The following is a 26,125-nucleotide window of genomic DNA, read 5'->3' as shown; positions in this document are numbered from 1 at the left end:
CCACGGCGGTGTCCAGGTCCATGCGGTGGCCGGGAGAGACGTACACGGGGCTGACGCCGGTGCGGGTGCGGACCGCCATGCCCACCACTTCTCCCTTATGGGTGATGGGGGACGTGGCGCCCCGCCTCTCCCAGCGAGCCCACCGTCCTCCCACCGAATGACGCGTCCCGCGTCGTGACGATGATGCTCTTGAGCCTCTATCAGGTGCTCAACCACTCCAGCTCCCGGGGCCAGCCCGGGAAGATGAGGTCCACGCCGTGAAGCTTCGTGTCCTGTTTCTCGTGGGTCTGGGAGTGCTCGGGGCTTCGGCGTGCCAGCAGGGCGGTGCCCCCGCCTCCAGCGCGCAGCCCACCCAGGCGACTCCCGCCAACGCCGCCGCCGCCGAGCCGCATGAGGCGGGCGCCAAGCTCAAGTTCAAGGATGGCGACGACCGCGAGCGCTTCTCGCTCAAGCCCAAGGACGACGGCGCGAAGCTCGTCGACGGCGCGGACAAAGAGGTCGCCCGCTACAAGTGGAAGGGCGGCGAGCTCAAGGTGTCCGGTCCGGAGGACACGGTGCTGGCCTATGTCACCGGCGGCCCGGACGCGTTCCAGGTGAAGGACGCCGCGCGCTCGGCGGTGCGCTACACGCTGACGCGCGAGGGCTCCGGGTGGGTGCTCACGGATGACCAGGGCATGCTGCTCTACACCGTGACAGCCGACGGCGGCGGCGCGTCCGTGAAGGGCGCTTCCGGCGCGGAGGCTGTTCACGTGAAGGTGCGCGACGGCAAGCTGTCCCTGCGCGACCCGTCCGGCAAGACGGTGCTCGCCACGAAGCAGCCGGTGTCGCCGGCAGCCGCCGCGTGCCTGGGCTTCGACTCGCTGGACCTGCCCCTGCGCATGGCCCTGCTCTTCCGCCTCCAGAACCCCGCGTCGCCCTGAGCCTCCCAAGCCATGTCCCCTTCCTTTGCTTCCGCGGAGCAGTGCCTGGAGACCTCCGGCTTCCTCTTCTCCCACCCGTGTGAGCGGGGGGCGACCACGCAGTGCATGCGCTGTCAGAAGCCCATCTGCCTGATGCACATGCGCACGCTCGACGGCGGGGAGGCGGTCTGCGTGGCGTGCGCGCGCGCCGCCGACAACGGCGACGAGAACCGCGACCTGTCCAACACCTCCGACGAGGACGACCCCAGCTACTACTACGAGGACTACGGCTACTACGGCCGCGACGCGTGGCGCGGCTCCGGCGCTTCGTCCTCGGGCAGCGACCCCAACGACTTCACCGAGGCCGACGGCGAGAGCGTGCGGCGCGAGGACGACGCCTCCTTCGAGGAGGACCTGGGCGGGAGCTGAGCGTGGCCGCGCGACGTCAGCACTGGCGCCTCTACGCGCTCGGCGGAGGCCTGGGGCACCTGACGCGCGCCGCGGCCCTGGCCCGCGTGGCCGTGGGACGGGGCCATGCGGTGGACCTCCTCACCAACAGCCCGTTCGCCCCCGGCCTGCCCCTGGAGTCGTGGCTGGGCCCTGGCGCCACCGTGCACCGCGTGGACTCGCGGCTGGACAAGGCCGGCACCGTGGCCGCGGTGGGCGCGTGGCTCGCGGAGTCCACACCGGACGTGCTGGTGGTGGATACGTTTCCCCGGGGATTGGCCGGGGAGCTGGTGACGCTGCTGCCCACCGTGCGCGCGCCGCGCGTGCTGGTGCACCGCGACCTGAACCCCGTCTACGTGGAGCGCTTCGACGTGGCCCACGCCGTGGACGCGTTCGACCTGCTCGTCGTGCCCGGTGAGGACGCGCCCTTCGCGCACCACCCTCGCGCGGTGCGGACCGCGCCGTGGCTGCTGCTGGACGCGGACGCGCTGCTGTCCCGCGAGCAGGCCCGGCGGCGGCTGGGCCTGGACGACGGGGACTCGCGGCCCGTGGTCGCGGTGATGGGCTGTGGCCGTCCAGAGGAGGTGGCGGAGGCCGGGGAGACCGTGAACCGGCTGCGGACGTTGCTGGCCGGACAGGCGGCGGTGATGTGGCTCGTCCCCACGGACCACGCGTCCGGGCTGACGGTCTGGCCAGCACTCGCGGTGATGCGGGGCGTGGACGTGCTGGTGGGCGCGGGCGGCTACAACACCGTGCAGGAGGCCCGGGCCACCGGGACGCCGCTGGTGGCCTGGGCCCGGCCCCGGCTCTATGACCGGCAGGCCCTGCGACTGACGGAGGCGGAGCGGGTGGGGGACGCGGTGGAGCTGGAGGCGAAGGTCGCGTCCCTGCTCCTACTCCCGGGATGGTACGACGCGCGCCCCTCGGCGTGGCTCAACGGCGTCCACGCGGCGGTGGAGGCCATCGAGCGCGTCGCGCGTTAGTGCTTGAAGCCCTGGTGGCCGGCGGCCGGCTCGATGCCGTGGGCCATGACGAAGTGGTACATCACCTGGGGGTCTTCCTTGGGGCCGCCCATCAGCTCCACCAGGAAGTGGCCCGCCTGCGGATCCGCGTCTGGATCCGGGGAGATGGAGACCTCGGAGACCTCGCGGCCCACCATCACCATCTCGCCCACCAGGGACTTGCCCTTGATGAGCTGGAGGACGTGCTGGCGCTCCTCTTCCATCAGCATCCAGTGGAAGTCGTCATGGTCGAACAACGTCATGTCGGGGGAGCCACACCGCAGGATGCAGTTGGTGTGCTCCTGGAGCCAGCGCCAGAAGGCATCGAAGTTCAGGGTGCGGGCCGGTGGGGCGAGCAGATCCATCGGGTGACCTCATCGAGAAGAGCGGGCGCCCGAACGCCGGGTGCGCATCGGGCCGCGTGTCCGTGCTGACTAACATGGCCGGGCCTCGGGAGGCCGGCTCCTTTTGGGGGCCTGTCCGGGGTGGGCCTGCCAGCATCCAGGCGCGAATCCACGATATCGGACGCTTGTTGCTTTCCTTGGGAAGAGGGCGACGACCACCGGGGTTGGCGCGGCCCGGAGGAAGGATGCGCGACCATGACAAAGCGGGAGGCCGGCCGGCGGTTCGCGTGGAGGCGGCGATGAGCCTGCGCGCCTTCTTTTCCACCGTGGTGGGTGGGCTGGTCCTGCTCACCGTGGTGTCCGCCACCCTGCTCGTGGTGCTGACGACCGCCCTGGAACGCATGGCTTCCACGCTGAGTGAATCCGTGGAAGGCGTCCGGCAGGCCGAGGAGCTGGAGGTGGACCTGCTCGTCCACTCGCGGTTGTTGTCATCGCCGGGGGTCCCCATGGTGGCGGACCCGTCGCGCGGGCGCTCGGCGCCCCAGCTTGAGGCCGACCTGCGCGGTCAGCTGTTGGAGATGCATGCCATCGCGTCCACCCGGGAGGAGCGCCAGAGCGTGGCGGAGGTGCAGCAGCAGGTCTTCGCCTACCTGGCCGCGCAGCATGCGCCGCTCGGTCCGGAGGTGACTCCGGCCCAGCACGACGCGTCGGCGATGGTTTCGCTGGACGCGGCGCTGCGCTCGCTGGAGCGCCTCATCGAGATCAACGTGGACCAGGCGCAGGCGGCCCGGCAGAGCGCCGCGCACTGGAGCGAGATGGCCAACCTGCTGGGTCTGCTGTTGGGCCTGCTACTCCTGGCGACGATAGGCCTGGTGGTCTTCTGGCTGAGGCGCTTCGCGCTGCGCCCGGTGACGGAGCTTCGCAGCGCGATGGCTGGCTTCGGCCGGGGTGGGCGGCACCTGCGCGCGCCCGAGGAGGGCCCGTTGGAGATCCGCGACATGGCCCACACCTTCAACGAGATGGCGGACAGCCTGACCCACCAGCAGGAGCAGCAGCTGGCGTTCCTGGCGGGCGTGGCGCACGACCTGCGCAATCCCCTGTCCGCGCTGAAGCTGTCCACCTCGCTGACGGGCCGCGGAGAGGTCACCCCGGAGCGGATGCAGCGCACGCTGTCGCTGGTGCGAAGGCAGGTGGCGCGCCTGGACCGGATGGTGGGGGACCTGCTGGACGCGACCCGCATCGAGGCCGGCAAGCTGGAGCTCCAGCCGGAGGTGCGCGACACGCGCGAGCTGGCGCGCTCCGTGGTGGAGCTGTACCAGTCCAGCGAATCCGGGCATACGCTGGAGCTGATGGTGCCGGACAGCGCGGTGCTGGTGCGCGCGGACCCCTCCCGGTTGGAGCAGGTGCTGAACAACCTGGTGAGCAACGCGCTCAAGTATTCCCCCTCGGGCAGCCGCGTGGAGGTGTCCGTGCGCGGCGACGGAGAGCAGGTGGTGCTGGCCGTGGCGGACCAGGGCATCGGCATGTCGCCGGAGGAGCTCCGGGGGCTCTTCATCCCGTTCCAGCGCGCGGGCAACGCGAAGCAGCGCGCACCGGGCGTGGGACTGGGGCTGTCGGTGTCGCGGCGGATCATCGAGGCGCACGGCGGCCGCATCGAGGTGGAGAGCCAGCCCGGCCAGGGCTCCGTGTTCCGCGTCCACCTGACCCGGGTGTCCGCCGGCCCGCCGAGGCCGCCCGAGCCCTCCGACGAGGAGGAGCGCGCCAGGGAGGGCTCCGGCGAGGACTCCGGCGCGGTGCACTGAAGGCCGGGACAACCGTTGCCTGAAGCGGGCCCGGGTGAAGCGGAGGGATGCGCCCGGGCGGGGCAGGGCGTACCTTGCGGCCCCATGTCAGGAGCCGTCTGGATGATGAAGCATTCCTACCGGGCCGTGCCGCTGGCCGCCGCCCTGCTGGTGCTGGGAGGGTGCGCGGGGCGCACGCAGACCGAGCCCCCCGTGTCCCCCGCCGAGCCCATGCGGGAGGCGCCGTCCTCCGTCGTCCAGTCCCAGGAGGGGGGCTTCAGCGTGACGTTCCCCGGCCCCGTCACCGAGGAGCGGCGCGTGCAGCCCACGGACGTGGGCGAGGTGACGCTGCACACGTTCATCGCCGCGCGCACGCAGGAGGACACCGCCTACTACGTCTCCTATACGGACTTCCCGCTCGCGGCGGTGGCGCAGGTGAGCCCGCGCGACGTGGTGGACCGCGCCAGCCAGGGCGCGCTGGAGGCACTGGGGGCGACGGCCATCACCGCGAAGACGCTGGAGCTGGAGGGCGGCTTCCCCGGCCAGGAGGTGGGGGGACTGTCCGGTCCGCGCCGCCTCCGGGGCCGCTTCTTCATGGTGGGCCCGCGCCTGTACCAGCAGCTGCTGCTGCACCCGGAGGGACGCGCGCCCCAGGACGCGGACCGCTTCTTCGACTCGTTCCGCCTGGACCCGGCCGTGGTGGGCAGGTTGAGCCAGCGGACGCCCGGCGGCTGAGGGCCTCGCTTTCAGTGCAGCGGGTGCACGAAGCGGCGCACCCCGGCGAGCAGGGCCTCGCGGTCGAAGGGCTTGGAGAGCACCTCGCGGATGGCGGGGTGGCGCTCCTCGCTGGAGCTGATGGCCATGACGGGCAGGTCCGCGAAGCGGGGCTCGCGGCGCAGGCTGTCCAGCAGCCGCCAGCTGTCCTTGCGCGGCGTCCACATGTCCACCAGCAGCAGCGCGGGGCACGGGTGCGCTTCCAGCCACGAGAGGGCCTCGTCGCCGTTCCCCGTGGCGGCGACGGTGTGCCCTTCGCCCAGGAGGATCTCCACGAGCGCGTCGCGCAGGTCGCTGTCGTCCTCGACGAGGAGGAGGGTGGGGGGCGTGCGGCTCATGGGCCCCGACGCATAGGGCAAGCACGACGGGAGTGACAGGGAACATCTGCCGGGTGCGACTGGTAGCGCGGGGCGCGCGCTTCATCGCTCATCGAACATGGCCTGGAGCACGCGCCAGGCGAGCTTCAGCTCGGAGCCGGAGCGGCACGCGAGGAAGTCGCAGATCTCCGCCACACCGTCAGTGCGCTCCAGGTCGAAGGAGTGGAAGAGCGTCTTGAGGGACACGTCCAGCCCCACGGACAGCTTGCCCAGCGTGTCGAGCGACGGAGAGAAGGCGCCCCGCTCGATGCGGCGGATGGCGTCCACGGACAGGTCACTGCGTTCGGCGAGCGCTTCCTGCGTGAGCGAGCGGCTGTTGCGCATGAGGCGCACGTGCTCGCCAAATCGCCGGTGGAGCTTCGTCCACGTTGTGAGCCGGTTCTTCGCCATAATCGCGGCGGATAATTTGGGGACGCGCCGCACCATGTGAAGGGACCCTGTTCGCGGCCGGACCCTGCATTCGCGTTGGCGTACGGGAAACCTGTTCTTCCCCGGGACTGGCGGGCCCGGACGTGCGGTCCAGGACGGATGAGATGTCCGGGATGCCACGCCGGGGCGGCTCGCGAGGCGGCCGAGCGTGGGGTCCAGAACATGCGTGTCCCCGGGCTTTCGTCTACGCTCGCGGGCCACATGACGGTTCTCGATGTCTCGCGAGGGCTCCGGCGGGCGGGGTTGCTCGCTGTCCTGGCGGGGGCCCTGCTCCCCGGGTGCGAGTCCCGCACACCCCCTCACCGTTTCCCCCTGACGACGACTCCCGCGACGGACTCCGTGCCGCCGCCGGAGCCCGGTGCCGCGCGGCCCGCCTCCGTGGAGGCGCGACCTTCCGCGCATCCTGAGTCCGCGGTGACGGGCGCGGGTGCTCCCCAGGTGGTGACTGCTTCCGCGAGCCTGCCCGCGCAGGCGCCAGGCAAGGCGCGGCCGGCGGCGCGCTCCGCGTTCCGCGTGCTGCCGCCCACCACCGGGCGTGCCGGACAGCTGCATGCGCTGGCCACGCGGCTGCAGGCTCCAGGCGGCACGGTGGAGGACCCCTGTCTGGAGCCGGGTGACACCGGCTGCGCGCGGTCCGCGCTGACGCCGTTCTTCACCGCGCTGGACGGGCTCATCCAGACTCCGGGGACGACGCCCACTGTCATCGCCGCGTTCGGCAATTCGCTCATCGCGGGGGACCGCATCGTGGACGTGGTCCGCGAGGAATTCGCGGCGGGCTTCGGCGGCGCGGGCCGGGGCGTGCTGCTGGTGGACCGCATGGCCCCCTACGGCGGACGGGGGCGCACGGCCGCCGTGAGCAACGGCTGGCAGCCGCGCACGCTGGGCGAATTGAAGGCGCCACCGCACCCGTTCGGCATCACCGGCGTGTACCACCTGGCCACCGAGAACCGCGCCCGGGGCCGCTTCAAGCTGGAAGGCGAGCCGCGTGGGACGCTGTGGTGGAAGGACGTGAAGGGCGCGGGCCGCCTCGTCGTGTCCGTGGACGGCGCGGTGCTGACGCGCACGGAGCCCCAGGAGGACGGTGCCAGCCGCACCACGTCCTTCGACCTGCCCGCGGGCGCGAAGTGGCTGGACATCACCGCGGAAGGCAAGGGTGCCATCGTGCAGGGCGTGGTGCTCCAGAAGGACGCGCCCGGCATCGTGCTGGACATGTTGGGCGTGCCGTCCGCGGATGCCACGCTGTATGCCCGGCTGGAGGAGGACGCGCTGAAGGCGCAGCTTTCCCAGCGCGACCCGAAGCTGCTGCTCTTCTTCCTGGGTGGCAATGAATCCAAGCGCCTGGAGTGGAAGCGCACGGACCTGCCCACCGTGCGCCAGGACCTGGCCTCGCTCCTGCGCCGCGCCCGCGCCGCCGCGCCCGGCAGCGCGTGCCTGGTGGTGGGGCCCATGGACGCGGTGCAGGACGGGCACGCGAAGGGCAAGCCCCTGACGCAGCGGCCGTTCCTGGAGGCCGCCATCCAGACGGAGCGCGAGGTGGCGCTCGCCGAGGGCTGCGGCTTCTTCGACCTCTATGCGGCGATGGGCGGCGCGGGTTCGCTCGCGCGGTTCAACCAGGCGGGGTTCATGCACGACGACCTGGTGCATCCGCGCGGTCATGGCCTGGACCTGCTGGGGCAGTTGGTCTCGGACGCGCTGCTCGCGGGCTGGGTGAACGAGGGCGCGGTGCCGGCACCGGCGCTCACGACCTCGCGTGAAGAGGCATCGGACACCGGTGCGAGCAGCCAGACCGCGGAGGCGGTGCCATGAAGCGGCTCTTCGTCGCGCTGTGGTTGTTGGTGCAGGCAGGGCCCGCGTTCGCGCAGGCGTCCGCCGAGAAGCCCGCGTCCGTGGCGCAGGCACCCGCGCCGTCCGAGTCTGGTGAGAAGCCCGCGTCTCCGCCGGAGTCCAGCGCGAAGGTCGCGCTGGAGCCGGACGCGAAGGCCTCCGAGTTCCCTCCAGAGGTGCAGCGTGCGCTGGACTCGCTGGTGCGCGCGGACCTGAAGCAGGGCCCCACCGCGGGCCTGTCCGTGGGCGTGATGCGGGGCGGCCAGCGGTGGATGAACGGCTACGGCTACCGCGACGTGGCGAAGAAGCTACCGGCCACGGTGCGCACCACGTACCGCATGGCGTCCATCACCAAGTCCTTCACGGCGGTGGCCGTGATGCAGCTGGCGCAGGCGGGCAAGCTGGACCTGGACGCGGACATCCACACGCTGGTGCCCGAGTACCCGGTGAAGCAGTGGCCGGTGACGGTGCGGCAGTTGTTGGGCCACCTGGGCGGGGTGCCCACCTACGACAGCCCGAGCGCCGGCAACAACACGAAGCCGGTGACGACGAAGGAGGCCATCGGCCTGTTCGCGGACCGGCCGCTCGTGTCGGAGCCGGGCACGCGCTACCTGTACACGACGTGGGGCTTCAACCTGCTGGGCGCGGCGGTGGAGACGGCCTCCGGCCAGTCCTATCGCGAGTACCTGCGCGACCACGTCTTCGGCCCCGCGAACATGAGCCACGCGGACGTGGATGAAATCAGCACGCGCGACGCGCAGCAGGCGGTGGGCTACCGCGTGTCGGGCGCCACGCTGAAGCCGTCGCGCTTCCTGGACGTCACCAGCCGCTTCGGTGGCGGTGGCACGCGCGCGACGGTGGAGGACCTGCTGGGCTTCGCGCGCGCGGTGCTGGACCACAAGCTGGTGACGCGCGAGACGACGGGCCGCATGCAGGCGTCGATGGTGACGCGCGACGGGCACATCACCGATTACGGCATGGGCTTCGCGACCTATCCGCTGCGGGGCCACTACATCGTGGCGCACGCGGGCGGTCAGCCGGAGACGACGACGCTGCTGGTGCTGCTGCCGGCGGAGGACACGGCCATCGCGCTCGCCACCAACGTGGAGGACGAGGCGAAGCGGCTGCGCCGGCTGTCCATCCGGTTGATGGAGACGGTGCTGGACGAGGGCGCGCCGGGCCGGGGCGGCCACTTCACGGACCCCGTGGACGCGGTCGTCTACGAGGGCATGGGGCGGCTGGCGAGCTACGGGCTCGCGTACCACGACTGGGCCACGCGCGGGCCGGGCACGCTGCCGCCGGAGACGGACCTGGCGACGGCGTTCGCGAAGGTGTCCTCGCTCTTCGAGCGGGCGCAGATTGCCCGGGACGGCCGGGGTGCGATGGAGCGGATCCGCGGCGCGCACGAGCCGCGCGCCGAGTCGCTCTTCATCCGCGTGGGCGCGCACATGGCGGCCACGGTGGAGCGGGCGATGGGCGCGGAGCGGCTGCGCGCGTACCGGACGCAGGGCGCGGCGGGCTTCTTCGCGGACTACCTGGCGGCGTGTGAGACTCTGAAGTGTCCGGAGGCGGAGCGCTTCAGTTCCTCCGTGCGGAGCGACGTGGCGCGCTTCGTCGCGGGGTGGAAGCGCGCGGAGGTGCCGGCGCTGAAGCGCACGCGCCTGGAGGCGGCGAAGGATCCGGAGCGGCTCTGGCCCTCGCTGAAGGAGGCGGCGGTGCGCGCCCCCGCGGTGCGGCCCGATTACACGGATGAGCTGCTGACGCTGGCGGACCGCGCGAAGCGGAAGCCGGTGGACCGGATGCGTTGGCTGGAGCGCGCGACGGAGCTGCATCCGGAGTCGATGGACGCGCACCTGGCGCAGGCGGTGGGGTTGCTGGAGGCGGGCCGGGAGCCGGAGGCGGTTCCCCACGTGCGTGAGGCATTCGAGACGCCGGAGGGGTCGCTGGTGTTGTCGCCCTCGGGCTTCCTGAAGCGGCTGCTGGACACGCGTTCGCCAAAGGTGGCGCGGGGCCTGTTGCGCGCGGCGGTGACGCTGCATCCGGACGCACCGGAGCTGTGGGACGCGCTGGCGAAGCGCGAGCGGGCCCTGGGCGATGCGGGCGCGGCGAAGACGGCGTTGGCCCAGGCGAAGCGGGCCCGCCAGGTCCGGGCCGCGCAGGAGGCCCGGGCTCCGAAAGCGCAGGGTGTCGTGGCCCCGGTGGGCAACGCGCCAGCGCAGGACAAGGCTGGGAGCACGTCCCCCTCGGTGCCGGTGGATCCGGAGTCCGCGCCGGAGCCGTAGCACCCGCGAACCGGGCATCCCGGGAAGGCACGGCTCCCGAGCCTCTGGACATGGATGCTGTCCCCAGGGTTGAGAAGGTGAGAGCCCTGGGGGCGCCTCCCCGGCGCCGGCGGGCCGTGGAAACCTGTCCGACAGTCGGACAGGTTCTTGAACTACGCAGCCGGGGCCCTCTGCTCCAGCCGAGCTGCGGAACCGAGTCCGACAGTCGGACAGGTTCTGGATCCATGCGGCTGGGGCCCTTCGCTTCAGCCGGACTGCGGAAACCAGTCCGACAGTCGGACAGGTTCTGGGTCCACGCGGCTGGGGCCCTCTGCTCCAACCGGGCCACGGAAACTTGTCCGACAGTCGGACAGGTTCTGGATCCATGCGGCTGGGGGCCTCCGCTTCAGCCGGACTGCGGAAACCAGTCCGACAGTCGGACAGGTTCTGGGTCCACGCGGCTGGGGCCCTCTGCTCCAACCGAGCCACGGAAACTTGTCCGACAGTCGGACAGGTTCTGGGTCCACGCGGCTGGGGGCCTCCGCTCCAATCGGGCCGCGGAAACCTGTCCGACAGTCGGACAGCTTTTGGAACCGCGTGGCCCGGGAGCCTCCGCGCCAACCGGGCCGTGGAACCGAGTCCGACAGTCGGACAGGTTCTGGAAGGGCTCGGCCACGGGGCCTCCACTTCGGCCGGACCGCGGAAACTTGTCCGACAGTCGGACAGGTTTTGGACGACCGCAGCCCGGGGGCCGCTCCATCGGCTGCGCGCGTGACGGAGGCCGAGCCGTGCGAGGATGCGCGGCGATGACGCCTTCCTGTCCTTCCTGTCAGGCCCCCTTCACCCCCGGCGCGGAGACGTGCGCGCGGTGCGGGGCCTCGCTGCTGGTGGCCCCGGCTCCCGGCGGCGCCGAGCCCGTCTGCGCCGTGCACCCCGAGTGGCGCAGCGTGGCCGCCTGCCCGCGCTGTGGCGCGTTCGCCTGTGCCCGCTGCCTGCGCCAGGGCCCGGAGGGCACCGTCTGCGCCACCTGCCTCGAACGTGAACCCCTGGGCCAGCTGCCCTGGGACCAGCGCGCGGAATTGGGGACGCTCAAGGCGTTCTGGCGGACGTGCTTCGGCATGTTGATGCGGCCCACGGAGACCCTCCGGGGCGTCAACCCCGACGCGCCCGTGAGCAGCTCCATGGGCTTCGTGATGCTGTCTGCAATCTCCGGCTTCCTGTCGACGGGCCTCGTCTACACCGCGCTCATCGGCGTCATCATGGGGTTCGTCCCCGAGACGGAGACGAGCGGCGCGGATCCGAAGGCCGTGAGGCTGTGGATGACCGTGGGCATGGCGGCCTGGACGGTGCTCATGCCCGTGTTCAGCACCGGCATGACCCTGGTGAACGCGGGCCTGGACCACCTCATCCTCCGCATGGGCGGCGTGGAGCGCGGCTTCTCCGTGACCATGCGCGCGCACGCCATCTCCCAGGCGCCGTACATCGTCGGCGTGATTCCCTTCGTCGCCGTGTACGCCGCGCCCTTCTGGGCCATGGGCCTGCGCGCCTTCACCTACCGCACGCTGCACCGCACCAACTGGGGCACGGCGCTCGCGGGCGCGCTCCTGGTGCCCGTGCTCTCCTGCTGCCTCTGCGGCGGCGTCTACGGTGCCATCGTGTTCGCGGCCCTCAAGAGCACAGGGCAGGTTTGAGGCACGTCTCGCGCGGCTACCGCTGCCCGGTCGCCGCCGTGGCCCCGTGCGGCACCAGCGACGACGGCTCCGGCCAGAAGCGCGCGCTCCGGAAGCCGTCGAAGGACGCCGCCAGGCGCCGTGAGCCCAGGTCGTAGACGCGCGCCTGCGTCTCGCCCGCGAGCATCAGCAGGTCTCCGCGCGCCATCGCCCGCACGGGGCTTCGGGCGGGCAGGGCGAGTCCCTCGGGTTCGCCCAGGTGGCCGTCCTCCATCTCCCAGCGCACCGGCATCATCAGCGCGGTCTGCTCGCCCGCGGTCTGCCACGCGAACAGCGGACCGCCGCGCGACTCCACGCGCGCCCAGCCGCCGAACACGTCGTGCCCCCGGTCGGGCACCACCGCGTCGAGCCGGACCGCGTCCTGGCTGCCCTCGTCCAGGCCCTGCGCCGCCAGCGCCTCCAGGTCCCCGGCCACCGTGGAGGACACCAGCATCTCCGTGGTGGCGAGCGCGAACACCGCGTCCGCGTCACCGCGCGTGGCCACCGTCTCGATGCGCTTCCACGCCCCCGCATCCAGCCGGTACGCGTGCGCGAGCCCCGCGCCCTCGTCCAGCTCCGGGATGGGGATGCGCCGGCCCTCGAAGAGGAAGACGTCGTCGCGCCGCACCAGCTCACCCGTGTGCGCGGTCAACGCCACCAGCCGCCCCACCGAATCGAACCCCACCGCGCCCGTCAGCCCCTCCTCCGGCAAGAGCTGCGCCGAGCCCTGTCCGGACGTCAGGTCCACCGTCCACACACGCCCAGGCCCCCGAGCGCTGCCGGCCGGGTCGCGCACCGCCGCGTGCTGGCCGTCCGGGCTCCACGCGAGCTGCAACCCGTCACACGCCGCGTCCACCGTGACGAGCGCCCTGCGTCTGCCGTCTGACTCCAGCCGCAGCCAGGTACAGCCCGAAGGCGCCGCGTCCTGGAGCACCGACAGCGAGAACGGCGCCACCTTCACCGGCGCGGCCACCGGCACGGCGGCGGGCACGGCCGGGGAGGCCTCCGGGGGCTTCTGGCAGGCGCTCACGAGGAGCAGGGCGCTGAAGAGGCTCGAGGTGCGGACCATGTTGAACTCCACCCGGAAAAAGATGACCTCAAAGGAATATGTCAGAGCCCCGGGTGCGAGCGGAAGTCACTCGGGGTCCACATGGTGGGGACCGGACGGAGCCCTCCATCTCTGCTCGAGCCATGGCCAAACCATGACGAACACAGGGAGGAGCCAAGGCCCAGAGGCATCCATGACCCCGTAGGTTGACCGTCCGTGTCCGCGGGCCCCCTCCCGCGGGTCAACCCTGGAGCGCGTCATGCCCCAAGCCGTCCCTCGCTTCGTCCCGGTGTTGTTCCTGGGCTGTACGGCGGTCGTCCTGCTCACGGCGGCTGACGTACCCAAAGCCGCCCCGCCGCCCGTCACACGGTGGACGGCGCGGCCCTCCGAAGCGGGCCGCATCGCCAGGGTGGAGGCGGGCCTCGCGCCGCTGGCCTTGCCGGGGGAGAAGCCCCAAGCCCTCGACGTGCGGCGCTGGATGGCGCTGTACCGCATCCCGGGGCTGAGCGTGACGGTGTTCGACAAGAACGCCGTGGTGTGGAGCAAGGCGTATGGCGTAACGCAGGCCGGCGGCAAGGACCCCGTCACGCTGGAGACGCTGTTCCAGGCCGCGTCCATCAGCAAGCCGGTGACGGCGCTGGCCGCGCTGCGCGCAGTGGAGCAGGGCCAGGTGTCGCTCGACGCGAACATCAATGATGCGCTGAAGACCTGGAAGGTCCCCGACAACAGCTTCACGTGCGAGCAGAAGGTGACGCTGCGCCGGCTGCTCAGTCACAGCGCGGGGCTCACCGTGCACGGCTTCCCCGGCTACGGCGTGGGAGAACCCCTGCCCACGCTCCAGCAGATCCTCGACGGTGAGAAGCCCGCGAACACGGAGGCCGTGCGCGTGGACAAGGTGCCCGGCACGGAGGCCCGCTACAGCGGCGGCGGCTACGTCGTCGTCCAGGCGCTGCTCACGGACCTGGCGAAGAAGCCCTTCCCCCAGCTCATGAAGGAGGCGGTGCTGGACCCGGTGGGGATGAAGCACAGCACGTTCGAACAGCCGTTGCCCCCGGCGCTCGCCGCGCGCACGGCCGCGGGCACGCGCGCGAGCGGAGAGGCCGTGGAGGGCCGCTGGAAGGTCTACCCGGAGCTGGCGCCCGCGGGGCTGTGGACGACGCCGTCCGACCTGGCGCTCCTCCAACTGGAGGTGGCGAAGGCGAAGGCCGGCGAGTCGAAGCGCGTGCTGTCGCAGGCGATGACGCATCAGTTGCTCACGAAGCAGTCCGGGCCCTACGGGCTGGGCTTCATGCTGGAGGAAGCGCCGGACCGCTTCAGTCACGGGGGATGGAATGACGGCTTCACCGCCACGGTGGTGACGCTGGGGGACACCGGCAGCGGCGTGGTGCTGATGGCCAACTCGGACAACGGCGTGCTGCTCTTCGAGCGGCTCATCGCGAGCATCGCCGCGGAGTACGGCTGGGGGCCCCTGCCGGACCACCTCGAGTCGCCGGAGATGACGGCGGACCTGCTCTCGCGGGTGAAGGGCGCGGACGCGGTCATCGCCTGGGCACGGAAGACGAAGGGGAGTGGCCTGCCGCCGCAGGTGCTCACCCAGGTGGGGTACGGGATGATGATGTCCGGCAAGACGGAGGACGGCCTGAAGGTGTTCCAGGAGAACGCGGCCCTCTTCCCGGACGACGCGGAGGCGCAGGGCGGCCTGGGCATGGCCTACATGCAGGCCGGCAAGAAGGCCGAAGCGCTCGCCGTGTACCAGAAGCTGCTCAAGGCGGATCCGAAGAACGAGCGCGCCATGCAGGCCGTGAAGACGCTGAGCGCGAAGCCCTGAGCGCCCGCGCGCGAGAGGCCCGCGCCTACAGCGTCATGTACGCGCGGGCCGCGGGCACGGAGTAGAACTTCCCCTCCGGCAGGATGTACGCGGTGAGCTTGCCGCCGTAGACGCAGCCGGAGTCCAGGCCCACCGCGAAGGGGTGCTTCTGCAGGCCGCGCATGGCGTCGTGGCCGAAGAGGACCAGCTCCGGGCCCTGCCACAGGCTGCCCCACGGCTCGCCCGCCTCCAGCCGCTTCGACGGCGTCCCGTCCGCCGCGATGCTGCGCAGGTTGAAGAGGAACTCCTCCTTCTGCTCCTCGAGCGGCACCCCCGGCACCAGCCCCGCGTGCACCGCCAGCGCGTTCAGGTCCGGGAAGCGCAGGTAGGAGGGCAGCCGCTCCATCCAGGCCCAGTCCGCGGCGCTCAGCGTGTCCAGCACCTGCCGGTGCTCCGGCTTGAGCTTCTTGCCCTTGGACGCGTGGCCTCCGTGCCAGCGCAGCACGTGCGCGTCGTGGTTGCCCTTCACCGCCTGGAAGCCGTGCTCGCGCGCCCGCCGCACCACGCCCGCGGAGTCCGGCCCCTTCGCCACCAGGTCGCCCACCAGCACCACCCGGTCGCCGGGCTGCCAGTCACACGCCTTCAGGAGCGCGTCCAGCTCACTGGAACAGCCGTGCACATCTCCGATGAAGAGCGTTCGCATCCTCCACCCTCTTTAACGCACTGGCCTCGAATGCCCCGCCCGGAATCTCGGGCACCTCGCGCGGGGACGAGGCGTCGCGCGCCGCGTTACTCGGAGGGCGTGCGCAACAGCCGGCTCAGGCTCACGTCCAACTGGCTGGAGATGAGCCGCAGCACGCTGTCCAACTGCGAGCGCGTCAGCCGCAGCCGCTCCGTCAGCCGCTGCCGCGTCCCGTCCAGCAGCTCCTCCTGCGCGCCCACCACCCACCGCGCCGCCGTGGAGCGGTGCACGCCGTACAACGCGCCCAGTTGGTCGATGCCCAACCCGTCCAGGTACTTCAGCCGCAGGAAGTTGCGCTGCCTCGCGGACAGGGCCGCCAGCGCCGCCTGGAACGACGCGCTGAACTCCGCGCGGTACGTCTGCTTGAGGTACGCGAGCTCCGGGTCGTCCCCCGGCGCCACCAGCATGGACAGGTCGCCATCCTCCGAATGCGCCTGCCCCGAGCGCTGACGCTGCCAGTCGAGCGCCAGCCACAGCGCCGCCGCGCGCACCCAGCCCGCCAGCGGCCCCGTGCCCGGGTACGCCGCCAGCCGCGCCGGGGCCTCCGCGCTGCCCACCATCATCCGCTGCCGCAGCGCCTGACGGACCTCATCCAGCCCGGCCGGGGGCAGCTTCAGCCGCGCCACCGCCGCGTCCACCTCCGGCATCAGGCGCTCCTCGAACGTGGCGAGCGCCGTGGGCAGCCCGTCCGCCGCCGCCCGGGCCAGGTACACGTCCGCCATGTGCAGCTTGCCCCAGGCGTCCTCGTGGCCGTCCGCGGGCACCAGGCGCGCCAGGTGCGCCGCGAAGCGCGGTCCCTCCAGGGGGATGTCCGGCCAGGACTGCCGGGCCGCTTCCAGGGCCTGGGCCAGCCGCTCCTGGAGGACGGAGAGGGCGCCTGCCGGCTCCGTCTTTCCTCGGGCGGTCACGAAAGCCTGGGCTAAGGGCAATTCAGGTGCGGCCACGGCAGGGGACACTACCACCGGCCCCTGTCGCGCCGCCGGGTCACCCGACATGTCGCGCGGAGGCTCCCACCTGTCAGGTGTCCCCCGGGACACGCTCCCGGGCCGCGCGTGTCCACCCGAGCACGCCCCCCTGGCCGTGCGGGGCGCCCCCGCTCCACCCTCGTCCGCCCGAGTGGCATCCAGCCGGCGTCCAACCCCCTGTGGCCCTCCGGCCACGGCCGCCCATGGCCTGGGCTTTGCTGGTAGAGCCTTCCGGGACTGGGCTGGTGCGGAGGTGTGAACGTGGAAGAAGTCGGTGTGGGGCTCGGAGTTGGGCCCGGTGACGCGGTGTACTCCTCGTGGCTGGAGGTGAGCGCATCCCACCTCAGGCATAACGTGGCGGCGTTCCGCGCGCTGGAGTCCACCGGCCCCACGCCCCGGGCGCTGGGCGCGGTGCTCAAGGGCAACGCCTACGGCCACGGCCTGGCCCAGGTGCTGCCGCTGGTGCACGCGGGTGTGGACGTCCTCTACTTCATCGCGCCGCAAGACGCGCTCACGGTGCGCGCGCACGAATCCGCGCACGGTCTGCCCGCGCGGCAGGTGGTGGTGCTGGGCGCGGTGGCCCCGGAGGAGGCCGTCGTGCTGGCGCGCGAGGGCATCGACGCGGTGGTGGCGGACCGCTCCTGGGCGGACGCGGTGCCGGCCTTGCGCGCCGCGAAGCTGCCGCGCCCCCTGCGCGTGCACGTGCACATCGACACGGGCCTGGGCCGCGAGGGCTTCACGTTGGATCAGCTTCCGCGCGAGACGGCGTTCCTCGCGGAGGCGCCGGACGTGTTCGAGCCGGTGGGCGTGCTCAGCCACTTCGCCAACACGGAGGACGTGACGGAGCAGGCGTACGCGCTGGCGCAGTTGGACGCGTTCGAGACGGCGCTGGCGCACCTGACCGCGCAGCTGAAGCCCGCGAAGCCGTTGCAGCGGCACATCGCCGCGAGCGCCGCGGCGCTGGTGCTGCCCCGGGCGCGCTACGAGGCGGCGCGCGTGGGCATCTCGCTGTACGGCCTGTGGCCCTCGCCGGAGACGCGGCTGTCCGCGCGGCTGGTGCTGGGCGAGCTGCCGGTGCTCAAGCCGGTGCTGTCGTGGCGGTGCAGGAGCCAGGTGGTGAAGTGGCTGCCGGCGGGCGCCTACGTGGGCTACGGCTGCACGTACCGCTGCCCGGAGCCCACGCGCATCGCTGTGTTGCCGGTGGGCTACTACGACGGTTATCCGCGCCTCGCGTCCGGCAAGGCTCACGTGCTGGTGAACGGGCGGCGGTGCGCGGTGCTGGGCCGCGTGATGATGAACCACCTGATGGTGGACGTGACACGCGCCACGTCCGACGAGCGCCCGGTGACAGCCACGCTCCTGGGCCGCGATGGAGAAGAGTCCGTGTCCGCCGAGTCCCTGGCCGGCTGGGCGCAGACCATCCACTACGAGCTGGTGACGCGCCTGGGCGCGCACCTGCGCCGCGTCGTCGTGGAGTAGCGCGGCCCACCGGATCGCACCTCCGGTGCCTCCTCGCGGTCGGTGGGGCCGGGAGGGCCACTGGCATCGCGCATGCCGGACCACGCCCTGGCGCTCGCGCCGCGCGAGCACCTGGCGTCGCGGGCTACTTCTGCGGTGTGCCCTCGGTGAGGCCCGGCGAAGGCGCGGTGACGAGCGCCGGAGGCTGCACCTTCCAGCGGCGGTGCAGCCACAGCCACTGCTCCGGATGCCGGCGGATGGCGCGCTCCATCGCGGCGGTGACCCGCGCGGTGTGCTCGGTGATGGGGTCGGCGCACTCGCCGGGCTGCGGCGGGAGGATGGGGCCCTCCACCTCCAGCTTGTAGCGCGCCCCCGGGCCGGGAGGCCGCACGCCCATCACCACGAACACCGGTACGCCCGTGCGCTCGGCGGCCACCGCCATGGCGGGCGTCGTGGACGCGAGCCGGCCGAAGAAGGGCACGAACACCGCGGACTTCGCGGGCAGCGCCTGGTCCAGCAGCATGTACGCGGACTCGCCGCGGTTCACCGCGTCGGTAATCTCCTGAATCGCGCCCTTCGGGTAGATGAGCCCCGCGCCCGCGCCCAGCCGGTTCACCGCGATGCGCGTGTTCAGCGCGCCCTTGAGCGGACGCACCAGCGCGTTGAGCGGGATGCCCCAGCGGATCAGCATCTGGCCCACCAGCTCCCAGTTGCCGAAGTGCGCCGTCACCAGCAGCGCGCCCTTGCCCGTGGCCACGTGCGCCTTCAGCGCCGCCCACGCCTCCTCGCCCTCGATGCCCTGCTGGTCCCAGTCCGGCGTCATCCGGTCCCCGGACGGCAGCGACTCCACCACCACGCGCGCCATGGTGAGGTACGCGCCCCGCGCGATGTCGTGACGCTCGGCTTCACTCTTCTCCGGCATCGCCTGCGCCAGGTTGTCCAGCGCCACCTTGCGGCGGATGCCCAGCATGTAGGCCAGGTTCGCCACGAAGCGTGCGAGCGCATCCCTCGCTTTCGGTGACAACGCGGTGAGCAACGCCCAGACGCCGCGCGTCAGGAACGCCACGATGGGGCCCGGCGGCGAGCCGATGATGCGGCGCAGGTGCTCCGGCGGTCTTTTCCCCTCGGGAGGGGTGTTCGTTTGCGATGGCAGCGGATGCGAAGAGAGGGGAGCGGACACGGCGGCGCACTCCATCGCGAACACGACCTGACAGCAAGGCCACGGACCGCTCGCACGTCGCTACCTTGCCAGGCTGCTCTGGTCCACACTGCGCGGCCATGCCCAACCTGCTCCGTCCGGTGGCCCTGGCCACCGCAACCTTCCTTGCGGCATGCGGTGCCCGACAGGGTAACGCTCCCGCTCCTGGTGCCGTTGAAGCGCCGCCCGCCATCCAGGCTGCCGCCGCGCCCAAACCTCCCACGCTGCGCCTGCCAGAGGACGTGCGGCCCACGAAGTACGCCATCGTCTTGAAGATGGATCCGAAGGCGGAGTCCTTCGAAGGCACCGTCGACGTCATGCTGGAGGTGGCCAAGGCCACGAACGTCATCTGGATGCACGGCAAGGGCCTCATCGTGAAGGAGGCCACGCTGGAGCAGGGGGGCGTCACGCAGACGCTCAAGGCCTCCTCCTCCGGCGAGGACTTCCTCGGCCTGACGTTCGAGAAGCCGCTGGCCGCGGGCGGCGCGAAGCTGCACCTCACGTACACGGGCACCGCGTCCGAGCGCGAGACCTCCGGCGCCTTCCGCGTCAACGAGGGCGGCGACTGGTACATCTACACGCAGTTCGAGCCGCTGGGCGCGCGCCGCGCCTTCCCGTCCTTCGACGAGCCCGGCTTCAAGGTGCCGTGGCAGCTCACCTTCCACGTGCCGGAGGGCAACGTGGCCGTCACCAACACGCCGCAGCTGGCGGAGGAGAAGGGCGCGGACGGCTGGCGCATCTACCGCTTCGCCCCCACGCAGCCCCTGCCCAGCTACCTCATCGCCTTTGGCGTGGGCCCGTTCGACTTCCTGCCCGCGCGCGACGCGGGGCAGAAGCAGGTGAAGACGCGCATCATCACGCCGCGCGGCCGGGCGAGCGAAGGCGCGTGGGCCGCGAAGGTGACGCCGGAGATCCTGGAGCGCCTGGAGGGGTACTTCGGCATCCCGTACGCGTACGAGAAGCTGGACGTGCTCGCGGTGCCGCTGATGGGCGGCGCCATGGAGAACCCGGGCCTCGTCACGTTCAACTCGCGCCTCATCCTGGCGAAGCCGGAGGAGGACGCCGTCTGGCGCCAGCGCGCGTTCGCGAATGTGCAGGTGCACGAGCTGGCGCACCAGTGGTTCGGCGACCTGGTCACCCTGGCGTGGTGGGACGACCTGTGGCTCAACGAGTCCTTCGCCTCGTGGATGACCCCGCGCATCGTGGAGTCGTACCAGCCCACGTGGGACGCGCCGGTGGAGCGCGTGCAGTCCCGCAACGACGCGCTGGACGCGGACAGCCTGGTCGCCGCGCGCTTCATCCGTCAGCCCATCCAGAACGCGGGTGACATCCAGAACGCCTTCGACGGCATCACCTACGGCAAGGGCAGCGCGGTGCTGGCCATGGCGGAGACGTGGCTGGGCCGCGACGTCTTCCAGAAGGGCATCCAGCGCTACATCCGCGCGCACGCGGGCAAGAACGCCACCGCGAAGGACTTCCTGGACGCGCTGTCCGCCGAGTCCGGCAAGGACGTGTCCCTGGTGATGAACAGCTTCCTGGACCAGACGGGCGCGCCCTTCATCACCGCGACCCTGCTGTGTGACGGCGGCAAGCCGCGCGTGGCCCTCACCCAGGAGCGCTACATGCGCCTGGGCTCCAAGGCCCCGGAGGCGCAGTCGTGGAAGGTGCCGGTGTGCGTGAAGTACCCGGGCGCGGGCAAGGACGCCACCGCGTGCACGCTGATGACGGAGGCGAAGGCGGAGATCGCCCTGACGGAGGCGAAGGCGTGCCCGGCGTGGGTGTTCCCCAACGCGGACGGCTCGGGCTACTACCGCATGCGCCTGGCGGGTGATGCGCACGCGAAGCTGATGAAGTCCGGCCTGACGAAGCTGTCGCGCGCGGAGCGGGTGGTGCTGCTGAGCGACTCGCTGGCGCTGGCGAAGGCGGGGCTCATGCCCGCGGCGGACGCGCTGCCGCTGCTCACCGGCGTGGCGGAGGACCCGGACCGGCAGGTGCTGGAGGCGGGCCTGGAGCTGATGGACCTGGTGTCGTCGCGGCTGCTCCCGGAAGCGCAGGACGCGGACCGCGCCCGCTACGTCCGGGACACCTTCGGGCCGCGCGCGCGCAAGCTGGGCTTCAAGCCGCGCGCCGGTGAGAGCGAGGACATGCGCCTGTTGCGTCCGCGCCTGCTGGAGCTCGCCGGCAACGAGGGCAATGACCCGAAGCTCATCGCGGAGGCGCGCACGCTGGCGGAGCAGTGGCTCAAGGACCGCAAGGCGGTGGCGCCGGACGTGGTGGGCGCGGTGCTCGCCATCGCGGTGGAGCACGGGGACGCGGCCCTGCACTCGAAGCTGATGGAGGCCCTGCGCGGGGAGCAGAGCCGCTACCAGCGCCAGCAGCTCCTGGGCGGCCTGTCCCACACCACCGACCCGAAGCTCGTGAAGGCGAACCTGGAGCTGCTGCTCGACCCGAAGCAGGACATGCGTGAGAACCTGTGGCTCCTGATGGGCGCGTCGCGCGACGCGCGCACCCGCGACACCGCGGTGGAGTTCCTGAAGGCGAACTTCGACACGCTGGTGGGCACCGACGACAAGCCGGGCCTGCTGCCGGAGGGCATGGACTCGCGGCTGCCGTACATGGGCGCCGGCTACTGCGACGCGGGCAAGCGCCAGGAGGTGGCCGCCTTCTTCGAGCCGCGCGTGGACAAGGTGCCCGGCTCCGAGCGCGTGCTGCGGCAGGTGCTGGAAATCGTGGACCAGTGCATCGCGCTGAAGGAGGCCCAGGGCGCGAGCATCGGGGCCTTCCTGACCGGCAAGCCGGTCAAGACGCCGCAGGCGCCGCCCGCGCCCCGGTAGTCCGTCCCTGAAACGACACCGGGTCCGCGTGACATGCACGCGGACCCGGGGGTGATGCCTTCGTCGCGGCGGGGAGCCCTACTTCCGGCCGCGCGACATGAAGGACATGAAGGCTTCCTTCGCTTCGTCGGAGGCGAGGCGCTGGACGAACTCGGCGCCCTCGCGCTTGAGGGCGGCGTCCACCTGCTCACGCAGCGGGCCACGGATGAGCGCCTTGGTCACCTTCAGGGCCTGGGCGGGACGCTGGGCCAGGGCGCGCGCGCGCTCGGTGGCCACTTCCTTCAGCTGCGCCTCCGGGACGGCCTTGTTGATGATGCCGGCGCGCAGCGCGGTGGCCGCGTCGAACGGGTCTCCGAACAGCAGCAGCTCCGACGCCAGCGCGAAGCCCGCCGCGCGCGGGAGCAGCAGGCTGCTGGCGCCTTCCGCGCACAGGCCCAGGTTGACGAAGGGCATGCTGAAGCGCGCCTTCTCCCCGGCCACCACGTAGTCGCAGTGCAGGAGCATGGTGGTGCCAATTCCCACCGCCGCGCCCTCCACCGCCGCGAGCACGGGCTTGGAAAGGCCGGCCAGGGCGCGCAGGTACTGGAACACCGCGCTGTCCTCGCCCGTGGGCGGGTGCTCCAGGAAGTCGCCAATGTCGTTGCCCGCCGTGAACGCGCCGCCCGCGCCGGACAGGAGCACCACCCGGACGTCGTCGCGGCGGTCCGCCTCCTGGAGGGCGGCGGTGGCGGCCTCGTACATGGCGTGGGTGAAGGCGTTCTTCTTCTCCGGCCGGTTGAAGGTGACGGAGAAGACCCCGGCGTCGAGCTGCGTCAGAAGCGTGTCGGACATGGCCGGGCAGACTAACGCGCGTCGGGCCGCAGTGCGCGCAAGAGCAGCGGGGCCAGCGTCACCACCTGGTGCGGGAAGGGCAGGTCCTCCCGGTGCTCCACACTGTCCGTGCTGAACAGCCGCTTCACGGGCACGCCGCGCAGGCGCTCCAGCGCGGGGCCCACCAGCAGGGCGTGCGTGGTGGCGAGGATGAAGTCGTCCACGCAGCCCTCGCCCTTCAGCTCCTTCGCCGCCGCCGCCAGCGTGCCGCCGGTGGACACCATGTCGTCCACCAGGATGGGGCGCATGCCGCGCACCTGGCCCAGCAGGCCCAGCGTCTCCACGTCGTTGCCGCTCAGCCGCGCCTTGTGCACCACCGCCCACGGACGGCCGAGCAGCTTCGCCAGCGCCTCCGCCCGCTTCACCGCGCCCAGGTCCGGCGCCACCACCACGGTCGTGTCGGTGACGTAGGGGCGCAGCGCGTCCGCCAGCAGCGGCAGCGCGGACAGGTGCTCCAGCGGGGCGCCGAAGCAGCCCTCCAGCGCCGGGTTGTGCAGGTCCACGGTGAACACCCGCGTGAAGCGGCCATGGGACACCATGTCGGCCACCAGACGCCCGCCCAGGGGCTCGCCCGGCCGGGCCCGCCGGTCCTGGCGCGCGTAACCCACGTAGGGAATCACCGCCTCCATGGAGGCCGCGCCCGCCCGCCAGCACGCGTCCGCGAGCAGCAGCAGCTCCATCAGGTTCTCGCCCACGGGCGGGGTGGAGGACTGGAGGATGACGACGCGGCGGCCTCGCACCTCCTCCGGGGGCACCTCGATGTGCAGTTCTCCATCCGGGAAGCGCTCCCGCTTCACCCCCACCGGCTCCGCGCCGAACGCCTGGGCGAGCGCACGGCCGAGGTGGGGACTGGCACTGCCGACGACGAGGGCGATGGGCGTCATGGGCCGCACCCTAGCGCGGGAGGTGCTCGCGGTGCCCTGGCCCCCCGGGCATGCCGCCAGGAGAGCCACTGAACGTGCCTCCGCCGACACACTCCGGAGGGAAGCGCACCTTCCGGGGGTGGAGGCTGGCCAATGCGTTTCCGGGACAGGGCGGAGGCGGGACAGAAGCTCGCGAGGGTGTTGACGCCCTACCGCTCCGGGGACGTGTGCGTCCTGGGGCTGACACGCGGCGGGCTGCGCGTGGCGTACGAGGTGGCCCGGGCCTTGAGGGCTCCCCTGGACCTGTGGGTGGCGCGCCGGCTGCGCGTGCCGGGGGGCCGCCTCATGCTGGGCGCGGTGGCGGAAGGCGGCGGGCTGTACCTGGACCCCCAGGCGGCGGGCCAGGCGAAGCTGCCCGGGGAGGCGCTCCAGCGCTTCGTGCACGAGGAGCTGGACGACGTGGAGCATCAGGCCCGGCAGCTGCGAGGCGGCCTCACGCCGCGGATCCGCGGCTGCACGGCGCTGCTGGTGGATGACGGGATGGTGACGGGCGCCACCGTGACCGCGGCGCTCCTGGCGCTGAAGCAGCAGGGCGTGCGTCAGCGCATCGTGGCGGTGGGCGTGGCGACGCCGCGCGCGCTGGAGCTTGTCCGGAGCCGCGCGGACGCGGTGCACGCGCTGACGCTGGACCCCTCGCTGCGCGAGGTCTCCGAGGCCTACGACATCTTCCCCGCGCTCACCCAGGACGAGCTGCGGCGCTGGCTCACGCGCGCCCGGGAGGCCAGCCCCGCCCGGCCGGAGGGCGTGGCGCCGGACATGGCGGGCGGGTGGTGGTTCTGAAGGGGCCCGGGCTCCGGGGAACGGAAGCAGATGACGACGAGGACATGAGGAGGACGTATGGATGTGGAAACCATGCATGCGGAAGACCGCAGGCCCCGGACGCACTGGGAGCACTTCACGCGCGAGGAGTCGCTCGGGGTGCGGGGGGTGGGCCGCTCCATGGAGCAGGCCTTCGAGATGGCGGCGCTGGGACTCTGCGCGTTGGTGACGGACCCTCGGAGCGTGGAGGCGCACGAGGAGCTGGAGGTGGACTGCCAGTCCGCGGACCATGATCAGCTGCTCGCGGACTGGCTGCGCGCGGTGGTGGGCGCGATGGCCGGACGGCGCCTGCGCTTCCAGTGCTTCGTGGTGCGGCTGGACGGGCTGAACCTCTTCGGCCACGGCTTTGGCGAACGCGCGGGACAGGCGCGCCATGGCACCCACGTGGCGGTGACGGGCGCGTCGTTCACCGAAGTCTCCGTGCGCCAGGGGCCGGAAGGCGTGTGGACCGCCGAGGCGCTGGTGGACTTCTAGGCCCGCGACCGGCTTGTCCGGTGCTCGGACGTGCGGGCGCGGCGGGAGGATTCGTCCACGGAGGGGGTGCGCCGGGGCTCCGGGCTGCTATAGGGGACGTCTTCCTCTTCGCGACCAGGACCCTTCCGGACATGGCTTCTCGTGACATCCGCTTCGTGTGGCTCGACCTGGAGATGACCGGGCTGGACCCCAATACCTGCGGCATCATCGAGGTGGGCATCATCGTCACCGGCCCGGACCTGCGCCCCCTGGGCGAGTTCGAGCGCGTCGTCTGGCAGCCGGAGGAGATGCTCCAGCGCATGGAGCCCGTCGTGCGCGAGATGCACACGAAGAACGGCCTGCTGGAGAAGGTGCGCGCGTCCACGTCGTCCCTGCGCGTGGTGGAGCGCGAGGTGACGTCCTTCATCGCGGACTACTGCGACCTGGGCGAGGGCATCCTCGCGGGCAACTCCATCCACACGGACCGGCGCTTCCTCATCGACCACATGCCCATGGTGGACCGCTACCTGCACTACCGCATGGTGGACGTGACCAGCCTCAAGGTGATTACGCGCGCCTGGTATCCGGCGCTGGTGGAGCCGCGCAAGCCGCCCAGCGGGCACACCGCGCTCGCGGACCTGCGCTCCAGCATCAGCGAGCTGCAGTACTACCGGGACGTCCTCTTCCGCGCGACGCCGGGCTAGGCGTCCGTCAGGCGCGGGCCCCCTCCGCGGGCAGCTGCTTCGCGATGGTGCCCAGCAGGTCGTCCAGCTCGAAGGGCTTGGCGAGGAAGTGGGAGCTGGCGCGGCGCTCCTCGTCCGTGAGGCGGCCCGCGCTCATCACCACCACGGGCAGGTCGCACAGGTCCGGATGGGCGCGGATGCGGCGCAGCAGCTCGCCGCCGTCCATCACCGGCATCATCAAATCCAACAGCACCAGGTCCGGCTTGGAGGCCAGGAGCCGCTGGAGGCCCTCGTCGCCGTTGTACGCGGTGACGATGTCGTAGCCTTCGAGGGACAGGATGTCCTCGAGCGCCTCCACGATGGCGAGCTCGTCGTCCACGATGAGCAACCGCTTCATGCGCGGCCCCCCTCCACCGCCCACACACGGCCCGGGGCCCCTGTCGGCCTGGAGGCCGGGGGCGGGCTGGACGGGATGCGGG

24 protein-coding genes and 1 pseudogene are annotated in these 26,125 nt (G+C 72.0%); 14 read left to right on the top strand and 11 right to left on the bottom strand.

All coding sequences use genetic code 11. The features are described from left to right. Positions 1-130: pseudogene (locus tag D7Y21_RS28565) on the bottom strand (endonuclease V); the annotation flags it as partial. A 127-nt stretch (positions 131-257) separates the two neighbouring features. On the opposite strand from D7Y21_RS28565, the gene D7Y21_RS28560 reads away from it, so the two are divergent. From D7Y21_RS28560 to D7Y21_RS28550, 3 genes are read left to right on the top strand one after another with little or no spacing between them, the layout of a single operon-like run. Next, entirely contained in the window at positions 258-920 is a 663-nt protein-coding gene (locus D7Y21_RS28560) for a hypothetical protein (protein WP_121716934.1), read from the top strand. 12 nt (positions 921-932) lie between these two features. Then, entirely contained in the window at positions 933-1,328 is a 396-nt protein-coding gene (locus D7Y21_RS28555; protein ID WP_120566905.1) for a hypothetical protein, read from the top strand. A 2-nt stretch (positions 1,329-1,330) separates the two neighbouring features. Beyond that, on the top strand, positions 1,331-2,329 hold the full coding sequence (locus D7Y21_RS28550; RefSeq protein WP_121716932.1) for a hypothetical protein: 999 nt from the start codon (positions 1,331-1,333) through the stop codon (positions 2,327-2,329). On the opposite strand, the gene D7Y21_RS28545 is transcribed toward D7Y21_RS28550, so the two are convergent. Next, positions 2,326-2,712, bottom strand: coding sequence for a serine/threonine protein kinase (locus D7Y21_RS28545; RefSeq protein ID WP_120566907.1), 387 nt, complete (start codon positions 2,710-2,712; stop codon positions 2,326-2,328). The two genes, D7Y21_RS28550 and D7Y21_RS28545, sit on opposite strands and share 4 nt — an antisense overlap. Positions 2,713-2,990: 278 nt before the next feature. Here D7Y21_RS28545 and D7Y21_RS28540 point away from each other — a divergent pair, with 278 nt between their 5' ends. Both D7Y21_RS28540 and D7Y21_RS28535 read left to right on the top strand, forming a co-directional pair. Then, the gene (locus D7Y21_RS28540) at positions 2,991-4,493 is read left to right on the top strand and encodes a HAMP domain-containing sensor histidine kinase (protein ID WP_120566908.1); all 1,503 of its coding nucleotides are present in this window, start codon (positions 2,991-2,993) and stop codon (positions 4,491-4,493) included. 102 nt (positions 4,494-4,595) lie between these two features. Next, complete coding sequence (locus D7Y21_RS28535; RefSeq protein ID WP_233591923.1) at positions 4,596-5,207, top strand: hypothetical protein; 612 nt, start codon at positions 4,596-4,598, stop codon at positions 5,205-5,207. An 11-nt stretch (positions 5,208-5,218) separates the two neighbouring features. Here the strand turns inward: D7Y21_RS28535 and D7Y21_RS28530 are convergent, their stop codons facing one another. Together D7Y21_RS28530 and D7Y21_RS28525 are read right to left on the bottom strand one after the other, a co-directional pair. Then, complete coding sequence (locus D7Y21_RS28530) at positions 5,219-5,584, bottom strand: response regulator (protein ID WP_121716930.1); 366 nt, start codon at positions 5,582-5,584, stop codon at positions 5,219-5,221. A gap of 81 nt (positions 5,585-5,665) precedes the next feature. Continuing rightward, positions 5,666-5,947: a helix-turn-helix domain-containing protein gene (locus D7Y21_RS28525; protein ID WP_233591940.1), complete on the bottom strand. Its 282-nt coding sequence runs from the start codon at positions 5,945-5,947 to the stop codon at positions 5,666-5,668. A gap of 306 nt (positions 5,948-6,253) precedes the next feature. On the opposite strand from D7Y21_RS28525, the gene D7Y21_RS28520 reads away from it, so the two are divergent. From D7Y21_RS28520 to D7Y21_RS28510, 3 genes are all read left to right on the top strand, one after another. Further along, entirely contained in the window at positions 6,254-7,858 is a 1,605-nt protein-coding gene (locus D7Y21_RS28520; RefSeq protein WP_121716928.1) for a GDSL-type esterase/lipase family protein, read from the top strand. Continuing rightward, positions 7,855-10,158, top strand: a complete 2,304-nt coding sequence (locus D7Y21_RS28515; protein WP_121716926.1) for a serine hydrolase domain-containing protein — start codon at positions 7,855-7,857, stop codon at positions 10,156-10,158. Before D7Y21_RS28520 ends, D7Y21_RS28515 begins: the two co-directional genes overlap by 4 nt. A gap of 785 nt (positions 10,159-10,943) precedes the next feature. Beyond that, positions 10,944-11,828, top strand: coding sequence for a zinc ribbon domain-containing protein (locus D7Y21_RS28510; RefSeq protein ID WP_121716924.1), 885 nt, complete (start codon positions 10,944-10,946; stop codon positions 11,826-11,828). A gap of 16 nt (positions 11,829-11,844) precedes the next feature. Here D7Y21_RS28510 and D7Y21_RS28505 read toward each other — a convergent pair whose 3' ends face one another. Continuing rightward, on the bottom strand, positions 11,845-12,915 hold the full coding sequence (locus tag D7Y21_RS28505) for a hypothetical protein (RefSeq protein ID WP_147469401.1): 1,071 nt from the start codon (positions 12,913-12,915) through the stop codon (positions 11,845-11,847). Positions 12,916-13,153: 238 nt separating this feature from the next. Here D7Y21_RS28505 and D7Y21_RS28500 point away from each other — a divergent pair, with 238 nt between their 5' ends. Further along, positions 13,154-14,722: a serine hydrolase gene (locus tag D7Y21_RS28500; protein ID WP_121716920.1), complete on the top strand. Its 1,569-nt coding sequence runs from the start codon at positions 13,154-13,156 to the stop codon at positions 14,720-14,722. A gap of 25 nt (positions 14,723-14,747) precedes the next feature. Here D7Y21_RS28500 and D7Y21_RS28495 read toward each other — a convergent pair whose 3' ends face one another. Both D7Y21_RS28495 and D7Y21_RS28490 read right to left on the bottom strand, forming a co-directional pair. Then, positions 14,748-15,404, bottom strand: a complete 657-nt coding sequence (locus D7Y21_RS28495; RefSeq protein ID WP_120566916.1) for a metallophosphoesterase — start codon at positions 15,402-15,404, stop codon at positions 14,748-14,750. Between the two features lie 86 nt (positions 15,405-15,490). After that, positions 15,491-16,351: a sigma-70 family RNA polymerase sigma factor gene (locus D7Y21_RS28490; protein ID WP_121716918.1), complete on the bottom strand. Its 861-nt coding sequence runs from the start codon at positions 16,349-16,351 to the stop codon at positions 15,491-15,493. Between the two features lie 318 nt (positions 16,352-16,669). Here D7Y21_RS28490 and alr point away from each other — a divergent pair, with 318 nt between their 5' ends. Next, positions 16,670-17,887, top strand: a complete 1,218-nt coding sequence (alr, locus tag D7Y21_RS28485) for an alanine racemase (protein ID WP_199735502.1) — start codon at positions 16,670-16,672, stop codon at positions 17,885-17,887. A 124-nt stretch (positions 17,888-18,011) separates the two neighbouring features. On the opposite strand, the gene D7Y21_RS28480 is transcribed toward alr, so the two are convergent. Next, the gene (locus tag D7Y21_RS28480; RefSeq protein WP_370039364.1) at positions 18,012-19,046 is read right to left on the bottom strand and encodes a lysophospholipid acyltransferase family protein; all 1,035 of its coding nucleotides are present in this window, start codon (positions 19,044-19,046) and stop codon (positions 18,012-18,014) included. 260 nt (positions 19,047-19,306) lie between these two features. Here D7Y21_RS28480 and D7Y21_RS28475 point away from each other — a divergent pair, with 260 nt between their 5' ends. Then, complete coding sequence (locus D7Y21_RS28475; protein ID WP_370039362.1) at positions 19,307-21,898, top strand: M1 family metallopeptidase; 2,592 nt, start codon at positions 19,307-19,309, stop codon at positions 21,896-21,898. Between the two features lie 78 nt (positions 21,899-21,976). On the opposite strand, the gene D7Y21_RS28470 is transcribed toward D7Y21_RS28475, so the two are convergent. Beyond that, complete coding sequence (locus tag D7Y21_RS28470; protein WP_120566920.1) at positions 21,977-22,729, bottom strand: enoyl-CoA hydratase; 753 nt, start codon at positions 22,727-22,729, stop codon at positions 21,977-21,979. Between the two features lie 11 nt (positions 22,730-22,740). Continuing rightward, on the bottom strand, positions 22,741-23,661 hold the full coding sequence (locus tag D7Y21_RS28465; protein WP_121716912.1) for a ribose-phosphate pyrophosphokinase: 921 nt from the start codon (positions 23,659-23,661) through the stop codon (positions 22,741-22,743). Positions 23,662-23,784: 123 nt separating this feature from the next. Here D7Y21_RS28465 and D7Y21_RS28460 point away from each other — a divergent pair, with 123 nt between their 5' ends. The 3 genes from D7Y21_RS28460 to orn all read left to right on the top strand — a co-directional run bounded on the left by D7Y21_RS28460 (position 23,785) and on the right by orn (position 25,667). Beyond that, a complete protein-coding gene (locus D7Y21_RS28460) occupies positions 23,785-24,471 on the top strand; it encodes a phosphoribosyltransferase (RefSeq protein WP_121716910.1) in 687 nt (228 codons plus the stop codon). Between the two features lie 72 nt (positions 24,472-24,543). Further along, positions 24,544-24,984 (top strand): archease, encoded by a 441-nt coding sequence (locus tag D7Y21_RS28455; RefSeq protein WP_233612313.1) that lies wholly within the window; start codon positions 24,544-24,546, stop codon positions 24,982-24,984. Between the two features lie 131 nt (positions 24,985-25,115). Continuing rightward, a complete protein-coding gene (gene orn / locus D7Y21_RS28450; RefSeq protein ID WP_014393105.1) occupies positions 25,116-25,667 on the top strand; it encodes an oligoribonuclease in 552 nt (183 codons plus the stop codon). Between the two features lie 7 nt (positions 25,668-25,674). On the opposite strand, the gene D7Y21_RS28445 is transcribed toward orn, so the two are convergent. Continuing rightward, positions 25,675-26,043 carry a response regulator gene (locus D7Y21_RS28445; RefSeq protein WP_120566924.1) on the bottom strand — a complete coding sequence of 123 codons (369 nt, stop codon included), beginning with the start codon at positions 26,041-26,043 and terminating at the stop codon, positions 25,675-25,677. Positions 26,044-26,125 lie beyond the last annotated feature (82 nt).

It is taken from the genome of Corallococcus sp. AB045, from assembly GCF_003668895.1.
In the GTDB taxonomy this organism is placed as follows: Bacteria; Myxococcota; Myxococcia; order Myxococcales; family Myxococcaceae; genus Corallococcus; species Corallococcus coralloides.
This window is presented reverse-complemented; position numbering and strand designations above follow the sequence as displayed.